Raw genomic sequence first — 16694 nt, 5'->3', positions numbered from 1 at the left:
TAATGCCTGCTCAGCCTTGAACCGCTGGGCAGGCGAGGAGTACAAAAAATAATTAAAGCCCTAGCTGAGTAGGTTAACCACCCATGGGTTAAAGATCACCGCGAGAATGACGAGACAGGTCGCTACAATGAAAGGAAATATCCATTTCGTGATACGGGGCAAACTGACGTTACTAATAGCCGAGGCCACATAGAGACCGGCGCCGACCGGGGGGGTTAATAGACCTAAGCTTAGTGTCATGCAGGTGACTATCCCAAAATGAATCGGATCAATGTCATAGCTCTGCTGTGCTACCGGCAGTAAAATAGGCACCAAAATGATCAGCGCGGCGATGCCATCCAGCACCATCCCAACGAGTATAAGCATCACAAAGACCAAAAGCATAAACACCAATGGGCTTTCAGTGGTGTTCTGCAACAACTCAGCGACCTGCTGTGGGATTTGGTTATATACCAGCACCCATCCAAAGGCCTTGGCGGCGGCAATCAAAAAAAGCACGATCGCGGTATTGCGTGCCGTACGGCTCAATACTCCCGGCAGTTGCCCCCATTTTAGCTCGCGAAAAAACACGCTGCCGATAATCACCGCCATTAAGGTGGCGGTAGCCGCAGACTCCGTTGGCGTGACAACGCCAAACGCGATTCCGCCCACAATTACGGCGGGAATACTGAGCGTGAAGAGGGCGCTGCGAGTGGCGCGCCACAAAGGAATGCTGTCTCGCTCACCGGTTGGAGAGTTATGCGCACGGCGTGCAATGATCGCAATGAGCCCGCTGATTAATACAAACAGCAACAGCCCTGGGAGAACACCTCCCATAAACATGGCGCCAATCGATACCTGAGCAATGACTCCATAAATAATAAACACCATTGAAGGTGGGATAATGGGCCCTAGCAGGCCAGCCCCAGCGGTCAGCGCAGCAGCAAAGCCCCTATCGTAGCCGTCACGCTCCATTTCCGGGGTCATCACCCGGCTCATAATGGCGATCTGCGCTGTGGCTGAGCCCATAATGGAAGCGAGCATCAAATTTGAAGTGAGCGACACGTAGGCAATGCTATGGGGAATCCAGGCAAACCACGCACGCGCCGCGGTAATAATGCGTCGGGTTATGCCACCCTCGTTCATGACTTCCCCTAACAGAATAAACAGCGGTATTGCCAGCAAGTCCAAGACGTCTAACGAGCTAAAAATTACCTGGGGCAAGCTTTCCAGAAGACGGTAGTTACCTGATGCAAGGACAAAAGTGAGCGTTGAGCCCAGTAGGACAAAGGCAATTGGCATGCCAAGCAGCATAAATACCAGAAAGGCCATAAATGTCATAAGATCACTCCTCGTCGGTAGCCAGAGTAAAGTTCACGCGTGAGCGATCGGAAAGCCTAGCGATGAGGTGAAATATCGACGTGGCACAGAAAAGCGGCACAATGAGGTAGAAATGCCACTTGGGCCAATCCAAGGTAATGGCAATGTCGTAGCTGACTGATGGCGAGCGCAGCCAGGTGATGGTGTACCACAATATCGTCGCCAAGATGGCCAAACAAAGTAGCTCCGTTAGCCAGTAGCAAACTCGCTGAGCAGTTTTTGGCAGAATCGCCATTAACATAGTCAAACGCACATGCTGGTCATGATGAATGGCTATGGATATCGCCAGAAATGCCATCCAGATCAAGATATAAACGGCGAGTTCGTTGGCAAAATATAGAGGACTGTTAAACACATAGCGGGCGATAACATTCACCATTAAAAGTACGCTAAAAGCGACGATAAGCCCGCTGCAGGCAAATTGCTCAACTCTTGCTAAGTGTCGGCTTGCGCGGGTAAGCCATGTTTCACAGGGAGAATGCATGGAAGGACTCCTTGCTGGGGCAGAGCGGGGCGCAAGTGCGCCCCGACGCATTTTTATTTAACGTTAAGGAGTTCGTTTGATTGCTGTTGGAAGGCTTGGATAAGCGGGTGATCGCCAAAGCGCTCAGCAAAGGCCTGGTTAGCCGTGCTAAACGCGCTCTCAGCATCTGCTAGCTCGGTTACAGTAATACGCTCTTCGAGCATGGCGCGGTTGCGCGCTTCTGCTGCAATTTCCGTCTCAGTACCCCAGGCAAGTGCCTCAGCCATGGCGGTATCAATTAGCTGGCGTTCTGCATCGCTAAGTGAAGCGCGGGATGCTTGGCCCATTATGGCTACCTCAGGAAACGCCATATGGCTAGTCAGTGTTAGATGCTCCGCTACTTCATAAAAGCCCGAACCTACTAAGGCATCGAGGTCAATATCCACACCATCCAGCATACCGTTTTGGAGGCCTTGGTAAACATCCGGCAAACTCGTCGGGGTGGGCCGAGCCTCAACGGCTCGCCACCAGGTATTCATCGCTGCGAACGGAATAATGCGGATGTTTTTGCCGCTAACATCCTCAGTGCTGTTAACAGCGCTTTCGCGCATAAGAATATGGCGCATGCCCGCAAAGGTATAGCCGAATGCGTGCAGACCTTTGCTCTCCAGGTTCTGCAGCATCTGCTGAGCAGCATCTGTCTCGGTGGCCTTGGCCGCCTCTTCTACGCTGGAAAAGAGGAAGGGAGTGAACCAGCCGACGAAAGCTGGTTCACGCTGGCTGGTAGCTGCAGCGGTCATAAGCCCTATGTCTAGCAGTCCGGTCTCCATTTGGGTGAACATGGCCGATTCATCCCCTAGCTGGCCGGATGGGAAAATGGTAATGGTTAAATCACCATTACTTCGCTCTGCCACTGTGTCGGCTAGGCGTTGGGCGGTTTGATTCAAAATATGCTGAGGCGGAGTAATTAATCCCAGGCGTAACTCTTTGGCCTCGACTTGTGTGCTGGCAATTAACGCTAGGCCTAGCGGAATCGCGCAAAGATAGCGAGTGGCAGTATTTAGTATGTTTGTCATTGTATTTACCTTATTTTTAGAGGTTTTTTTCTTTCTCACTGAAAATTAGTTGTGCTCTTATAAAATCATAAGTCAAAAACGGAATTCTAAAATTTTATGAGCATGGTGGTTTGCAAGAGTTGTAAACAGTTATTACTTTTTATTAGGAAGTTATTATATTAAGAGCGCGTCAAATATCCTTATCATATAGCCAAGCCAGCCCTTCATAAGACTGCTCTGGCGTCCGAGAAGCGAGCATGGCATTGCGCAGTTCAGCCGTAACCCCTGTCGCGTGATAGAACTCACCGTGAACACGGGCCATAATCTGACAGCGTCCGGTGCGCAGGTAGCGCCGCTGCTGGTACGCCTGAAAGGCACTGGCGATATCGTCACTGCAGCGGGCAACCTCATCAGCTAGCACAACAGCATCCTCTATAGCCATGCAGGCACCTTGGGCAAGGTATTGCAACATCGGGTGAGCAGCGTCTCCGACCAGGGTGGCACGGCCACGGCTCCACTCTTTCACAGGCTCTCTATCGCATAACACCCACATACGCCAGCTATCAATTTTGGCTAACAGTTCTTGAACCGTATCGCAGGTTCCAGCGAAACGCTGCTTGAGCTCCTCAGGATCTCCTTCTGTATTCCAGCCTTCTACATAGCGGTCGCTATGGAACACGGCAACCAGATTGAAGAGCTTTCCTCCACGTAACGGATACTGCACGAGGTGGTTTTTGGGGCCGCCCCACAGAATCATGGCATTACGGCGATAGGCTTCTGGCACTTCCTCGATAGGAATTACCGCACGATAGGCAATGTGACCGGAAACCCTCGGAGCTCCATCGCCGACAATGCTCTCGCGAACCTTAGACCATAGGCCATCGGCCCCTATCAAAGCACTTCCTGAGATTACTTCCCCCTGAGCTGTGGTGACATTCATCTTGCCATTGGCCTCTGAGAAGGAGGCGACCCTAGTAGAGGTTCGAAACTCTATCTGGCTTGATGCACGACACGCGTTGAGCAGTACGTTGTGTAAGTCGGCACGATGGATCAGTGCATAGGGGTACTGGAAGCGTTCGATGAATGAGTCACCCGCCGGGATCTCAACAACCGGCGTGGCATTGACGCTGTCCATCATGATCAGTTCATCTGGCAGCACCGCCAGTTCACGTGCCTGCGCCAATACCCCTAGGCGATCAAGGGCGCGGAAGCCATTCGGTCCTACTTGGATACCAGCACCCACTTCACGAAACTCATCGGCCTGCTCAATAACCAATGTTGGGATGCCGAGACGAGACAAGGCCAGTGCTGATGCAAGGCCACCAATCCCGCCGCCGATAATAAGAATAGGCTGCTGAGTACTCATGATGCCTCCACGTTCACACTGATCTTACCAATACGCTCAATCTCACAATTGATGGTGTCACCAGGCTGGATAGGCCCCACCCCCTCTGGTGTCCCGGTATACAGCAGATCGCCGGGCTCGAGGGTGTAGAATTTGGAGGCAAACTCTATAAGTTCGGCTACATCCATGATCAGATCTTTGGTATTGGCGCTTTGTCGCACTTTTCCATTCACATCTAGGGTCATCGCTAATGCATGAGGGTTTTCTACCTCATCGGCGGTAACCAGCCAGGGGCCCAGCACTGTGTAGGAATCTAGCGACTTACGCAGGCTGCGCTCCTCCGGCCCACGAATCGTGATATCCAGCCCGATGCTGTATCCCGCCACGTAGGACAGCGCATCCTTTGCTAAAACGTTTTTGGCACGTTTGCCAATGATGGCAACCAATTCGATTTCGTGGTCGGTTCGGCGGTCCGGAAGATCGACGCACACAGAATCATCAGGACCGACCAGTGAGCTTGTAGCTTTGAGGAACAGCCCTGTCTCCTGTATCTTTCGCACATGTGCTCGGGAGAAAGTCGCGGTATCCTCAATGGCCTCATCCAAGTGGGCTTGGTAGTTGACTGGAGCCGCGACAATCTTGCCGGGGTTGGCAACCGGGGAGCGCAATGTCACCTTGCTGAGAGGATAACGCCGAGCGAATTGTATGGCATCCGCTATGACAGGCATTAATTCTGGTAAGCAAGCAATCAGTTGATCTCCACGGGGATAGGGATATTCCGAGGTACCGATACGAGTTAGGACGCTTGAGACGTCCAATACCTCGTTACCATCTACGACACCCAGGCGATTGTTATTGAACAAGCAGATTTTCATGCAATGGTTATCCTTTGTATCAGGGAGTTGTCAGGCTTTTTTACTCTCGCCCTTCCAAAAGCCCAAATGTTCCTGAAGGGGACGATCTGAAAAACTGAACAAAACACATTCATCGGAGGCTTTGAAGCGGCGCCAGGCCCAGCCAGGAACCACAAACACATCGTGCTGATTTGCCGTCCACTCCTGATCTCCGACGTGAACGCGGACACTACCTTCCACTACGCAATAGACCGCACCATCTGTTTCCCTATGCTCCACGCCTTGAAACCCTGGTGGCAGAAGCTGTATGTAAGCGCCCATGGTAAGGATCGGTGATTCACCATTGGTGGGATTGGTAAAGGCCAGCTTGAGCCCAATGGCAGGATCACAATCACCACTCTCAGCGAGCTGAGTCAACGCCGCCCGAGTGCGCTTATAGGGGTAGTGGAACAAGGGGCTCGTCGTGCCACTGCCCTGATACCCAACTGGGGTTAACCCGGATGCATAACGCGCTTCAGAGTCGCCTGCCGGTCGACGAACTTCCTGGCGATTGTTCGGATCGTCAGCAGAGAAGCCCGCGTTAAGCATCTGTACGACAGGTACATCAAGGCCATCCAGCCACATCACCGGGTCGCTGCCCTCGGCGCCATGGTCGTGGAACACCCCGGATGGTGTGATCACGAAATCACCAGGGCGCATCATTACTTTTTCACCGTCCACATTAGTGAAGCCACCTTCGCCGCTGAGAATCAGGCGCAAGGCCGAAGCCGTATGCCGATGACTTGGCGCGACCTCGCCAGGCAGAATCATCTGAATGCCTGCGTATAGTGAGGTGGTTACCAAGGATTTACCGCGTAGCTTTGGGTTTTCCAGCACCAGGACGCGACGCTCGGCATCCTCGGCTGAAATGGCTTCACAAGCCATCTCCATGTTCTTGCGAATCGTTTTATCACGCCAGATAACAGGCTCCAGTACCTGTTTAGGCTCACGTGGTGTCAAACCTCGCAGCACCTCCCATAGTGGCGCCATGTTGTCTTTGGAGATTAATTCTTTAAATGCTGTATCGGTCATAGCTCCTCCTTAAGATTCAGCTGATGTGTGTTTGTAAGGATCAGCAATTATTGTCTCTGCCGTAAATAAGACAATTTTTTCGTAATGTGATAATTTTGCTTTTTATGCGGTTGGGGTCAAGGCAAAAATATGTATTTGCGACAAAAGTATTATCTTCTGGAGGCTTTGATACAGGCTATGGTGCTAGGCGCTTAAAATTTTTTTTCAGCAATCACAGCGTATTGAGGCAACTGATGGTCATGTGTGACAGTCAGTTATTGCAGTAAGCCCCTAGTGAGCTTTGCAAAAGATGCGCGCAGTGGTTTAAGGGCGCTATTAACAGACTGGAAATGTTGAGGTGGCTTTGAAAGAGAATTCTCAGGAACGGCTGCTGCGATTACTTTCCCTGTTCGCTGATGAAGAAAAAGGGGAGTGGTCGGTCGATGAGGCGTCTGTACATTTGGGGATTTCGGCCAGCCAGACCTACCGTTACTTCAGAACGCTTGCCTCGGCCGGTTATATTTCAGCCTATACGACAGGGAGGTATGTACTTGGCCCGGCGATAATTGAGCTGGACCGTAAACTAAGGATTGGCGATCCAATGATTCATGCGGCGAGAAGTATTATGCGAGAAATGCTCAGCTCGGCACCTTCTGCCAGTATCGCCATCCTTTGCCGCTACTTCCGCGGCCAAGTAATGTGTGTGCATGAGGAATTCGAGACTTATCAGCACCATGAGATTAGCTATGAGCGTGGCCAGCCGCGACCTTTATATCAAGGCGCTGCATCAAAAGTGATTCTAGCCAACTTACCCTTACGCCAAGCTAGAGCCTACTTCAACCACGCTTCTGATAAATTCAACCAGTTTGGCCTTGGCGCCAACTGGACAGAGGTCAAGCGAAGCCTTCGAGAGCTTAGAAGCCAGCCTGCTATTATCACGGCAGGTGAGCTTGGAACAAGTGCCTCTGGGATTTCAGCCCCTATTTATGACGACAAGCGAGTTCTTGGAAGTGTCAGCCTCGTCTTACCGATAACCGTCGCAACAGAGGAAGTAACCTCTTTTTTGATGCCCGTTGTAGCAGCAGCAGGTCAAGAAATGACCAGTAAAATGCAGCACTTAGCTCAATTGCAGCAGTGATGAAGACGCCATCTATTTGCCCCGTGCCTGCTTTCGCAGCACAGGGCTTTTTGTCAATAGCAAATGCTTAATTCATTGAGCGCTAGAAGGGATACTGGATACCTTGCTCCATAACACTGACCCATTGGGTGGTGGTGAACTCATCCAGGTTTGCGGGGCCACCGAAGCGACCGCTGGTACCTGAGCGGCCCATGCCGCCGAAGGGCACCTGAAATTCATTGTTTACCGTCTGATCATTAATATGCACCATGCCTACTTTGATGCGATCAGCAATGCGCAGGGCTCGCTCTGTAGAAGCGGAGTGAATAGCGGCGGCTAGCCCATAGGAGGAAGCATTGACTAATGCGATAGCATCCTCATCGGTATCAAAAAGCGTAATGGGGGCTACAGGGCCAAAAATTTCCTCGCCAAAAGCAGGCATTTCTGGCGTCACGCCGCTAAGAACCGTGGCTTCAAAGAAGTTGCCATCGCGTTTACCGCCAGCGATTACCTTAGCACCCATTGCTACTGAGCGGTTTACGATCTCCTCTACACGCTTGGCTTGCGCCTCATTGATCAATGGGCCGAGGTGTACCTGTTGTGTCCAAGGGTTACCTGTAACTAGGCGGGCGGCCCGGTCGGCGAGTTTCTTCATGTATTTTTCCGCCACTGAATGTTGTACTAAGTGTCGTCCCGCCTGCATGCAGATTTGACCCTGGTGGAGGAAAGCCCCCCAAGCCGCGGAAGAGGCGGCAGCCTCCAAGTCGGCATCTTCTAAAACCACCATTGCATTGTTGCCACCAAGCTCAAGGGCACATTTCTTGAGCATACGCCCGCAGGTTTCGCCAATCTTCTCGCCAACGGCGGTAGAGCCCGTAAAGGAAATCATGCCGACATCCGAGTGTTGAACCAACGCCTCACCCACCTCGGGCCCACCTGGTAGTACGTGGAACACGCCCTCCGGCAAGCCAGCTGCTTCTAGAACCTCGGCCATCAAAGCACCTCCACAGATAGCGCTCATTGGGGCTGGCTTCAGGATCACACAGTTGCCCATGGCTAAGGCAGGAAAGACCGAGCGCATGGCTAAGAGGATGGGGAAGTTCCAAGGAGCTATAACCCCCACTGTGCCAATGGGTACCCGCTTCCAGTAATTGCGACGACCTGGCATGCTAGAAGGGAAGATCTGTCCGTTGGGTTGCATGGGGAGTGCTGCGGCCATCTGGGCCTGTTCATAGGTAACCTGCAGTTCCCATTCAGCCTTGGCTGCTGTAGAGCCGCACTCACGAATATTCCAGCGATTGATTTCTTCGGCCCGTTCTTTGAGCAGAGCGGCGGCCCGGCGTAGGATCTCTGCTTTTTGATCGAAAGGTAACGTGGCCCAATGTTGCTGAGCTGAGTTAGCGATAAGTGCAGCGCGACCTACGTCTACGGGAGTAGCCGTCTGAACTTTAGCGAGGACTTCGCCGGTGGCGGGTCCAATTACGGCAGCCTGAGGCCCTTCAGCTGTTTGCCACTGTCCCAGGTAAATTTTGTCTTCCCAGATGGGTGAAGTCTCATTCATATAAATATTCCTTATTGTATTTGCGAGTGTAATGACTAACTGAGATGGCTTTAATTCGGAAACGACTGATATGCTGATGTGAAAATATAACTGTTCAAGGAAGTATTCCAATTTAGGAGAAAGGTAGACGAAATATTATTTTGTGTTTCTGTACTTCGTGTTTGTAGCTGCCGCAAGAGATCATTGTTTTACTGGGATAAGGGGCAAGTCAGCAACGATATCTTATTCTAAGTTCTACTTATGCTTCATTGCCCCCGAAGTCTCCTAGTCTAAAGCCCCTGCCTTCTTCTCTAATTCGTCAACAAAATTATCTTCACTGTTACTTTTTTTACTAGAAGCTGCTGCCTCCAGGGCTGCATGGTATGGACAGCCGATAAATTTGGGGTCGTCTTTATATTGTTGAGCAAAGTGTTCGGGAAAGCGTCCATCCAGATCCTTTATCTCGCTCCGAATACTTTTTTTCTCTTCGCTTGACATCCGCAATCTCTCTTCGATATAGCTTTCGGTTGGGTCGTCAGCGTTTTCTTCCATCTGCCAGAAAATATAGCCCATAAGCTTCGGGAGAATCTCAGCAGCCATTGGGTCGGGTGGGTCGATACCGAGCGTTTTTAGCGTAGTGGGTAGCGACATGGCCCTAATTAGCTGGTGGCCAAACCAGTGAAGCGGGGGTGGAAAAAACCTGAAAACAAACTGCTCATAGATAGCATTAGCTACCAAGTTGGCTCGCTCGGGTGTCGGCCTAGGAGTGTTTTCATACTGTTCACAGAACTCTACTAGCTCTTCAAAACTATTTGGATAGCCTGTGATGGGTTGACCGTTTTCCGCATAAAAAAGTTTAGACATGTCACGCCAAAAAAGGTGAGCCGCTATTTTCTCTTTTTCAGATATACCAGGGGCCCCCATCTTCAGTTTTAGGCGATGCATTGTGGTTGCAGAAAACGCCAACGTATAGATGTAATCTTCATTATAGGAGAATGCGCCAGGGTACTTTTTGGCCCAATAAGCATGAAGCTTATTTATACTCTCAATAGATTTGAGAGTTCTCTCATCGTTAGGGCCATAGAACCACCAAAGAGCATTGGCACTGCCCGTCTGCTCAACCCGCGAGGTGGATTGGTGAAGTACTTTCCCTCCATCTTCTCGCCAGACAGCTTTTGACCCCCAGTCCGTTACGATAAAGTTGGGGAAGGTCAATGCGTAAATAAAATTTTGCATGAAGTCATTCAAGCGATAACTGCTTGAAAGCCTCCATATTTCGATGTAATCTTTATAGGGATCGAGGCTCTCGATCTTATCTGCGATCCATTTTTTTGGCTTATTCATAGCTTTACACCTCGTGGTAGATTCATTTTAATTAAAGTGGATACGCTAAGCGCGCTTGGACTGAGAAGTCGTTTTTTGCGCGATTTTCGACTTCTGTCTCGTGATATACGTTGAACCAAAGCCATGGTCCGCGCGTGCTTTTCCACAATAGCCCTGGTCCAATGCCTAATACCTCCTCTCGCGAATCTTCAAGTCGTTGTCCATTGACTTTGTCGTCCTCCAGTTGCTTAAAGTAGTATCCATTTAAGCCAACTGACACGTTCGGAATGACTTCATAAGAGGCGGCGAAGTTTGACCAGGCGGCTTGGCCTGCTTGGGTATCGCGAACTGGATCACCATTGAACAACTGGTAGGTACTGCTGGCAGGATCGCTGTTTTTGAAGTTGTATAAATAATGCAGCCGCCAGCTCATTTCCCAACGCTCAGCAGGCATCCACGTTGCCGCCCAATAAGGGTTTATCGAGTAAAAATTTGAACCGGGATTAAAGTCTTTAGTCTCATCGTATTCACCTATAGGCAACGAAACATCAAGCGCCAAACGCTGAACGAACGTAGGCCGTCCCTGAGCATCGACTATTGGATCAAACTGAACCATTGGGCCAAGAGATATATCTCCAAAACCTGTACCGTTGTCTTTTAATTGAGGGCCTTTAGCCCCAAAATCAGCATCGAGTGAAACGATTGGTAGAATGATGCTCCAGCCTAAATGCCCTCCTCTCCCAATTGTTTTTGGTGAGTAGTAAGTAAATTGATTTACTAAAGTGGTGGCACTGAACTCTGGGTTATCAAAAACCTTATTATCATTGCCATCGTTATCGCGGAAAGACGTTGCTCTACTGTGCTGTAAGTAAATATTGTGATTAAGTCCAGGCGGCCCAGCGAAGCCGTCATAGAAACTGGTATTACCAAGGTTTATGCCACCTGGCTGACTAACGGCAGGTGGGGGTGGACCATTTGCCGCCAAGGCAGAAGAACATACCAGGGCAAATAGAGACGACGAGATTATTGCACGTGCGTACATGGGAGCTTTATTCATACATCAAGGCCTGTTGTTATAGTAGTTTTGGGTGTTTAACTTTTAATACAGAGGTCTAATGCCTCTGTTGCACCTGACTTTAGGAGAGAAAAAAGATCGTGTCTTGTCTGAAAGCGACATATTTGAGCAGCTGTGCCATTACGACATTTCATGAGTCGTAGCGTATGCGAGTTACTTAAAGTTCAAGCTCATGGCCCCCCCTTTGCAAGATACGGGGAGGTATTTTTGAAGGTGCGACGTCACCCCCTGTTTGAGTAGCGCTACACTTTAGAGTCCGATCCTACGTCAGGAGATTGGACATGAAGAAGCGTTTCAGCGAAGAACAGATCATTGGTTTCCTGGGCGAAGCAGAAGCAGGACTGCCCATCAAGGAGCTGTGCCGTCGGCACGGTTTCTCAGAAGCCAGTTACTATCTATGGCGCAGCAAGTTTGGCGGCATGAGGGTCCCCGATGCCAAGCGACTCAAAGAACTCGAAGCCGAAAATGGACGCTTAAAAAAGCTGCTCGCCGAATCACTACTGGAAATGGAGGTCACTCGCGAGGCGCTGAGAAAAAAGTGGTGAGTGCCGCTGCACGCCTCGACGTGGTGCGCTTCATGGTGTCAAGTGGTCTAAGCGAGCGCCGGGCGCTCCATGTCATCCGCATGAGTGCCAGTGCATTGCGCTATCAAGCGGCCCCTGACCGCAACAAGGCTCTGCGTGAACGTATTGTTGCCTTGGCACACCGGCATCGTCGCTATGGCGCTGGCATGATCTACCTGAAACTGCGTCAAGCCGGTGAACGGGTCAATCATAAGCGCGTCGAGCGCCTCTACGCGGCGGCTCGGTTGCAGGTAAAACGCCGCAAGCGGAAGAAGGTGTCTACCTCTGAGCGAAAGCCACTGGGTCGCCCTTGTGCCGCCAACCAGGTCTGGTCGATGGATTTTGTGTTTGACCGTACGGCGGAAGGCCGCGTGATAAAGAACCTCACCGTTGTCGACGACGCTACCCATGAAGCCGTGGCGATCGTGCCTGAACAGGCCATTGGCGGGTTGTTTTTAACACGGATTCTAGATCAACTGGTTTTACAACGTGGCTTACCTAGCGCCATTCGTACGGATAATGGAAAGGAGTTCTGTGGGCGGGCCATGCTCTCATGGGCGCATCTACGTGGCGTTGCCCTGTTTTTAATTGAACCTGGAAAACCCAACCAAAACGCCTACATCGAATCGTTTAACGGGCGCTTTCGAGATGAATGTCTGAATGAGCATTGGTTCACTAACCTTCACCACGCCAAGGTGGTCATTGAGGCATGGAGGCGGGAGTACAACGAAGAAAGGCCGAAGAAGTGTCTTGGTGGGCTGACACCGTCAGCCTATGCCGAGCAACTGGTGGTAAGACACGATAAAGTTACGTCTGACTCTAAACCCGGGTGCTACTGAAGATGGGGTGACGTCGGGTGATTATTGAAAGCAAGAGGGGTGGGCCTGGAGCTCTGCCAACTGTCAAACAACATATTGTCCGAGAATACGATGATTAGCCTGTGTTGAGCGAGGAGGGCTTCGAAAGTAGCTCGGCTCATAGCAATGGGTAGCCGATAGAGATGAGTGGGTTTGCTTAATAGCTTTTCGTTAATATTGTTAATTAAAATTAAGTTTTGAAATATCAGCCGGCCCTGGCTGAATCGCGAAAGACTCGCGGTGAAACGCCATAAGAAGCTTTAAATGATCTGCTAAAGTGTGCACTACAGGTAAAACCCCATTTATGTGCTACATCACTAATCGTGCGCCCTATGCTATTTGGGTCTCGAAGGTCTTCTGCACAGCGGGTTAAGCGGCGCTGCCAGATATACTCACTTAAACTACACTCACTTTCATCTTCAAATGCGCGATGAAGGGTTCGTGTAGAGCACTGCGCAATCTGGGCTATTCGCTCTACGGTTAATTCATGGCTAGAAAGGTTCCTATCAACGAAATCTTTTATCCAGTTTTTCTTAAATAAGCGCGGGTTATGCTCAAGCTCTTCTTCCTTGTTCTTGTTTTCAACCGTGTTCTGGAGCAAGGAAATAATACTTTTGCCTAGCGAACAGGATGTGGCATCGTTCAGGAGAGGGTACTGTGTATAGGCGTCGACAATAAAATTATGGAGCATTCGGCCTAGTCCATTCCGATTATTTATGCGTAAATCTTTTGGGATGGTGGCAGGCGTACCAAGATTGCCACAAAGAAGCATTAAATACTCACAGTTTTTGGTACTTGTAACAGTGAAATGTCGGCCACAGTCTAGAAAGAGGAGGTCTCCGGGAGTGAAGGTAGAGCTTTTACCACTTTGTTCAACCTGGCTCACTCCGCCCATTTGTAAAACCAGCAACCCAGGGTGAGCATCCCGATATGCGGTTTTATTAATGCGTCGAGAAAATCGGTGAGGGCTGCAAACCATTCTGCAGAATTGCAACTCACCAAGCGCGCCGTATTCAAGTCGTCCCTTGAATGGTTCTTTGTATAGTGGTGAAACCGAAGTACTTTCCAATCGCCGGATGCGTTCCGGGGTTTTCCCCAGATGAATACTCATGACATCTTGCCATTCTTTAAGGCGTTTAGTATGGCTGAAATGCTCTGTGCTAACGCTGGAAAAATGTCTCATGGTGCGCACTCATTTTGTGTGAGGTGGCTATTAAAAAGTACATCCTTAGCTTTAGGCTGGCCCATTGCAGCAGTTGCTGGCGGCTATACGGTATTCAAGAATATTAAGCGCTCTAAGCGTTGATGCCCCCCCCCGGAGCGTCAGTGCAGGGGCAGCAGCAATAATAGTAATAGGGAGGACCTTGTTGAAACTGGTTTTTTGGCTTCTGCCTTCATCCCTTTTTTTAATTCATGAACAGCAATATATTGTTTGCTTCAAAGTCTTTCTATGACTTCATCAGCCGATGCAATCTCAGCAACACAGAATGAAAGGCTTGTTAGTGTCGCCTTTTGGACATCTTCGGCACTCATAGCACCGGCACCCAGGTCAGGATGATCCATAGTGCCAGTAGCGTCCGAAACAAAAATGGTTTTGTAGTCTCTAAACTGAGCATCTCGAGCAGTCGATTCACAGCACATATTAGTAACAGTGCCAGTAATAATAAGCGTATCAATTCCCCTATTTCTAAGCTGAGTCTCAAGGTCCGTGTTGTAAAAAGCACTGTAGCGGTGCTTTTTGATGACAAGCTCTCCTTCTTGGGGAGCGATGTCTGAATATATTTCTGTACCCGGTGTGTTATCAACAAGAGCTTCTTGGCTGTCGATAGGCGGCCAGAAGCCTGACATCAGCCCCATGTCGCCACGATCTTTTCCGTGCACATGAGTTGTGTAAATTACCGTGGCGCCCTTTTTCCTGCAGACATCTATCAGTTTCTTGATATTCGGTACAGCTTTAGTAGCCATGGGTACACACATCGGTGCACCTAATTTAACAAAATCATTTTCCATGTCAATGACAAGAAGAGCAGTTTTTGTGGGGTTGTTTAGTTCAAATTTCATTACTCATTCCTTCTTAAATGTCTATGGGCTAAATAGGAAATAGTGTCGAAGGAGTCATGGCAACAAACCAGGTAACCAGAGCGCTATTGCAGGGAAGAATATGCACAGAGCCAACCCAGTGATCTGAAGAAGGACGAACGGGATGATCGAACGATAAATAGTGCCGATTCCGATCTTACCTTCCGTAATTCCCTTAAGGTAGAACAGCGCATAGCCAAAGGGCGGTGTGAGAAAACTCGTTTGTAGGTTTATGGCGACCAAAATGGCAAACCAAATCAGAATGGCTTGACTGCTTAGTCCCAACCCGAAATCCAGTATTTCTACCACCGGAGCTACTAGGGGAAGAACCACGAAGCTGATCTCAATCCATTCCAGAAAGAAACCAAGCACAAAGATCAAGCCCATGATCAGCAGTAGCAAACCATAGGGCCCAAGCCCCGTACCAGTGATCAAGGCCTCGATCATGTAATCACCACCCAACCGCTTGAAGACGACAGAAAAACTGGTAGCACCGATCACGACGAACAGAATCATCGCCGATGTGCGGGCGGTCTCCTGTACGGTTTTACTAAGTGTGTTCCAACTAATACTGCGCATTAGCAGCGCAAGGATCACACTGCCCAGTGCACCGATTGCCGCCGCCTCCGTCGGTGTAGCTATCCCTGCCATGATTGAACCCAGTACGGCGAAGATCAACACGCATGGGCCAAACAGGTCCCGCGCCAAGGCTAACATGAGAGGAGATGTGTCGGTGTCAGTGGCGTCGAGGTCCGGCAGCGGCGCCCAATGGGGCTTGATACGAGCGATGATCAATAGGTAAGCAACATAGAGGGCGCCGAGCAACAGCCCGGGAATTAGTGCGGCTTTGAACAAGCCTCCTACCGATACTTGAAGTATCGAGCCCATGAGAACCAGCATGATGGAAGGTGGGATGAGAATCCCAAGCGTACCGGAAGCCGCTATCACCCCACAGGCCATCTCCGGGTGATAACCTTGCCGCACCATCACGGGTAACGCTAGAAGACCAAGCATAACCACTGACGCACCAATAATGCCCGTACTGGCAGCCATCACTACACCCAGAATAGCTACAGAAATGGCGAGTCCACCGGGCGTCCGCCCGAATACACGCTGCAAGGTTAGTAGCAATCGCCTCGCCACGCCGGAACTCTCAAGCATTAGGCCCATAAACACGAAGAGCGGGATGGCGATCATCAACCAATTCTCGACCACACCACCGTAGATACGTGATCCTACTGTGGCCAAGAAAGGAACGGGAATGCCGCCGATGAAGGCGAAAATAATGCCTAGCCCGCCTAACAGGAACGCTACAGGATAACCAGTAAAAATACCGGCCAGCAGCGATACCACCATCAACATCGCCAAATAATATTCACTGATGAATTCAGCCATTGTTGACCTCGTGATCTGTCTCCGCTTTTCGCGGGTCAAGGATGATGGTTAGCTTCTCGAATACTTGACCAAGGGCTCCCAAGGCTAAGAAAACCAGAGAGATGGGAAGTATGGCCTTGATCAGATAGCGATCCGTGAGTCCCCCGTAGTTCGATTTCTCCCCTGTCAAGAAGGACATCGTCACGAAGTGCTTAGAAAGCCAAGCGACCAGCAGACAAAAGGGAATCAGCAACACCAAGTGACCGATCACATCAACCATGGCGCGATGACTAGGCGATAAGCGGTGATAAATCAGATCGACACGCACATGGGTATCGTGATGTAGGGCGTAGGTGCCTCCGAACAGTGTCAAGACACCGAAAAGGTGCCACTGAAGCTCAGTGATGCTGTTGATGGTCAGGGCATTTCCGAAAAGGAGCACCTTATCGTTCCAGCGAGCAATCTCGTTGATGCCAGTAGCGTTGAGCAGTACGGTCAACAGGACAGCCGCCATCACCAGCAATACCAGCCAGCTGGTGACGCGACCTACCAACAGCCCCATCCCGACCAAGGGTCGAGACAGGGCGGAAGAGACCGCAGCGCCACGCTCACGCCAAGGGGCGAGAGGGGTCGTAGTCAT

At 50.3% G+C, this 16694-nt stretch carries 16 protein-coding genes; 3 read left to right on the top strand and 13 right to left on the bottom strand.

Annotated features, from left to right (window positions below; all coding sequences use genetic code 11):
• Positions 1-60: 60 nt before the first annotated feature.
• The 6 genes from SR894_RS21675 to SR894_RS21650 all read right to left on the bottom strand — a co-directional run bounded on the left by SR894_RS21675 (position 61) and on the right by SR894_RS21650 (position 6147).
• Positions 61-1320: a TRAP transporter large permease gene (locus SR894_RS21675; RefSeq protein WP_223288357.1), complete on the bottom strand. Its 1260-nt coding sequence runs from the start codon at positions 1318-1320 to the stop codon at positions 61-63.
• A gap of 4 nt (positions 1321-1324) precedes the next feature.
• Positions 1325-1843, bottom strand: a complete 519-nt coding sequence (locus tag SR894_RS21670; protein WP_223288358.1) for a TRAP transporter small permease — start codon at positions 1841-1843, stop codon at positions 1325-1327.
• A gap of 53 nt (positions 1844-1896) precedes the next feature.
• Positions 1897-2898, bottom strand: coding sequence for a TRAP transporter substrate-binding protein (locus tag SR894_RS21665; RefSeq protein WP_223288359.1), 1002 nt, complete (start codon positions 2896-2898; stop codon positions 1897-1899).
• Positions 2899-3067: 169 nt separating this feature from the next.
• Positions 3068-4243 carry a 3-hydroxybenzoate 6-monooxygenase gene (locus tag SR894_RS21660; RefSeq protein ID WP_035563429.1) on the bottom strand — a complete coding sequence of 392 codons (1176 nt, stop codon included), beginning with the start codon at positions 4241-4243 and terminating at the stop codon, positions 3068-3070.
• Positions 4240-5097, bottom strand: coding sequence for a fumarylacetoacetate hydrolase family protein (locus tag SR894_RS21655; protein ID WP_223288360.1), 858 nt, complete (start codon positions 5095-5097; stop codon positions 4240-4242). The genes SR894_RS21660 and SR894_RS21655 overlap by 4 nt, the downstream gene beginning before the upstream one ends.
• Positions 5098-5127: 30 nt before the next feature.
• Entirely contained in the window at positions 5128-6147 is a 1020-nt protein-coding gene (locus tag SR894_RS21650) for a cupin domain-containing protein (RefSeq protein WP_223288361.1), read from the bottom strand.
• Positions 6148-6484: 337 nt separating this feature from the next.
• On the opposite strand from SR894_RS21650, the gene SR894_RS21645 reads away from it, so the two are divergent.
• Positions 6485-7264 (top strand): IclR family transcriptional regulator, encoded by a 780-nt coding sequence (locus SR894_RS21645; protein ID WP_223288362.1) that lies wholly within the window; start codon positions 6485-6487, stop codon positions 7262-7264.
• 82 nt (positions 7265-7346) lie between these two features.
• On the opposite strand, the gene SR894_RS21640 is transcribed toward SR894_RS21645, so the two are convergent.
• The 3 genes from SR894_RS21640 to SR894_RS21630 form a co-directional block, all read right to left on the bottom strand.
• Positions 7347-8804: a benzaldehyde dehydrogenase gene (locus tag SR894_RS21640; RefSeq protein WP_246638150.1), complete on the bottom strand. Its 1458-nt coding sequence runs from the start codon at positions 8802-8804 to the stop codon at positions 7347-7349.
• Positions 8805-9068: 264 nt separating this feature from the next.
• A complete protein-coding gene (locus tag SR894_RS21635) occupies positions 9069-10127 on the bottom strand; it encodes a hypothetical protein (protein WP_223288364.1) in 1059 nt (352 codons plus the stop codon).
• A 31-nt stretch (positions 10128-10158) separates the two neighbouring features.
• Complete coding sequence (locus SR894_RS21630) at positions 10159-11163, bottom strand: SphA family protein (RefSeq protein WP_223288365.1); 1005 nt, start codon at positions 11161-11163, stop codon at positions 10159-10161.
• 299 nt (positions 11164-11462) lie between these two features.
• On the opposite strand from SR894_RS21630, the gene SR894_RS21625 reads away from it, so the two are divergent.
• Together SR894_RS21625 and SR894_RS21620 are read left to right on the top strand one after the other, a co-directional pair.
• Positions 11463-11726: a transposase gene (locus SR894_RS21625; RefSeq protein ID WP_290278993.1), complete on the top strand. Its 264-nt coding sequence runs from the start codon at positions 11463-11465 to the stop codon at positions 11724-11726.
• Positions 11675-12583 carry an IS3 family transposase gene (locus SR894_RS21620; protein WP_290279159.1) on the top strand — a complete coding sequence of 303 codons (909 nt, stop codon included), beginning with the start codon at positions 11675-11677 and terminating at the stop codon, positions 12581-12583. Before SR894_RS21625 ends, SR894_RS21620 begins: the two co-directional genes overlap by 52 nt.
• A gap of 223 nt (positions 12584-12806) precedes the next feature.
• Here SR894_RS21620 and SR894_RS21615 read toward each other — a convergent pair whose 3' ends face one another.
• The 4 genes from SR894_RS21615 to SR894_RS21600 all read right to left on the bottom strand — a co-directional run bounded on the left by SR894_RS21615 (position 12807) and on the right by SR894_RS21600 (position 16694).
• The gene (locus tag SR894_RS21615) at positions 12807-13784 is read right to left on the bottom strand and encodes a helix-turn-helix domain-containing protein (protein ID WP_035581659.1); all 978 of its coding nucleotides are present in this window, start codon (positions 13782-13784) and stop codon (positions 12807-12809) included.
• Positions 13785-14038: 254 nt separating this feature from the next.
• Positions 14039-14662, bottom strand: coding sequence for an isochorismatase family protein (locus SR894_RS21610; protein WP_223288367.1), 624 nt, complete (start codon positions 14660-14662; stop codon positions 14039-14041).
• Positions 14663-14716: 54 nt separating this feature from the next.
• Positions 14717-16075, bottom strand: a complete 1359-nt coding sequence (locus SR894_RS21605) for a TRAP transporter large permease (protein WP_223288368.1) — start codon at positions 16073-16075, stop codon at positions 14717-14719.
• Positions 16068-16694 carry a TRAP transporter small permease subunit gene (locus tag SR894_RS21600; protein ID WP_223288369.1) on the bottom strand — a complete coding sequence of 209 codons (627 nt, stop codon included), beginning with the start codon at positions 16692-16694 and terminating at the stop codon, positions 16068-16070. The genes SR894_RS21605 and SR894_RS21600 overlap by 8 nt, the downstream gene beginning before the upstream one ends.

The sequence above is a fragment of the Vreelandella neptunia genome (genome assembly GCF_034479615.1).
Taxonomy (GTDB): Bacteria; Pseudomonadota; Gammaproteobacteria; order Pseudomonadales; family Halomonadaceae; genus Vreelandella; species Vreelandella neptunia.
Note: the sequence above shows the minus strand (reverse complement) of the source record. Positions and strands in the feature narration are given on the sequence as shown.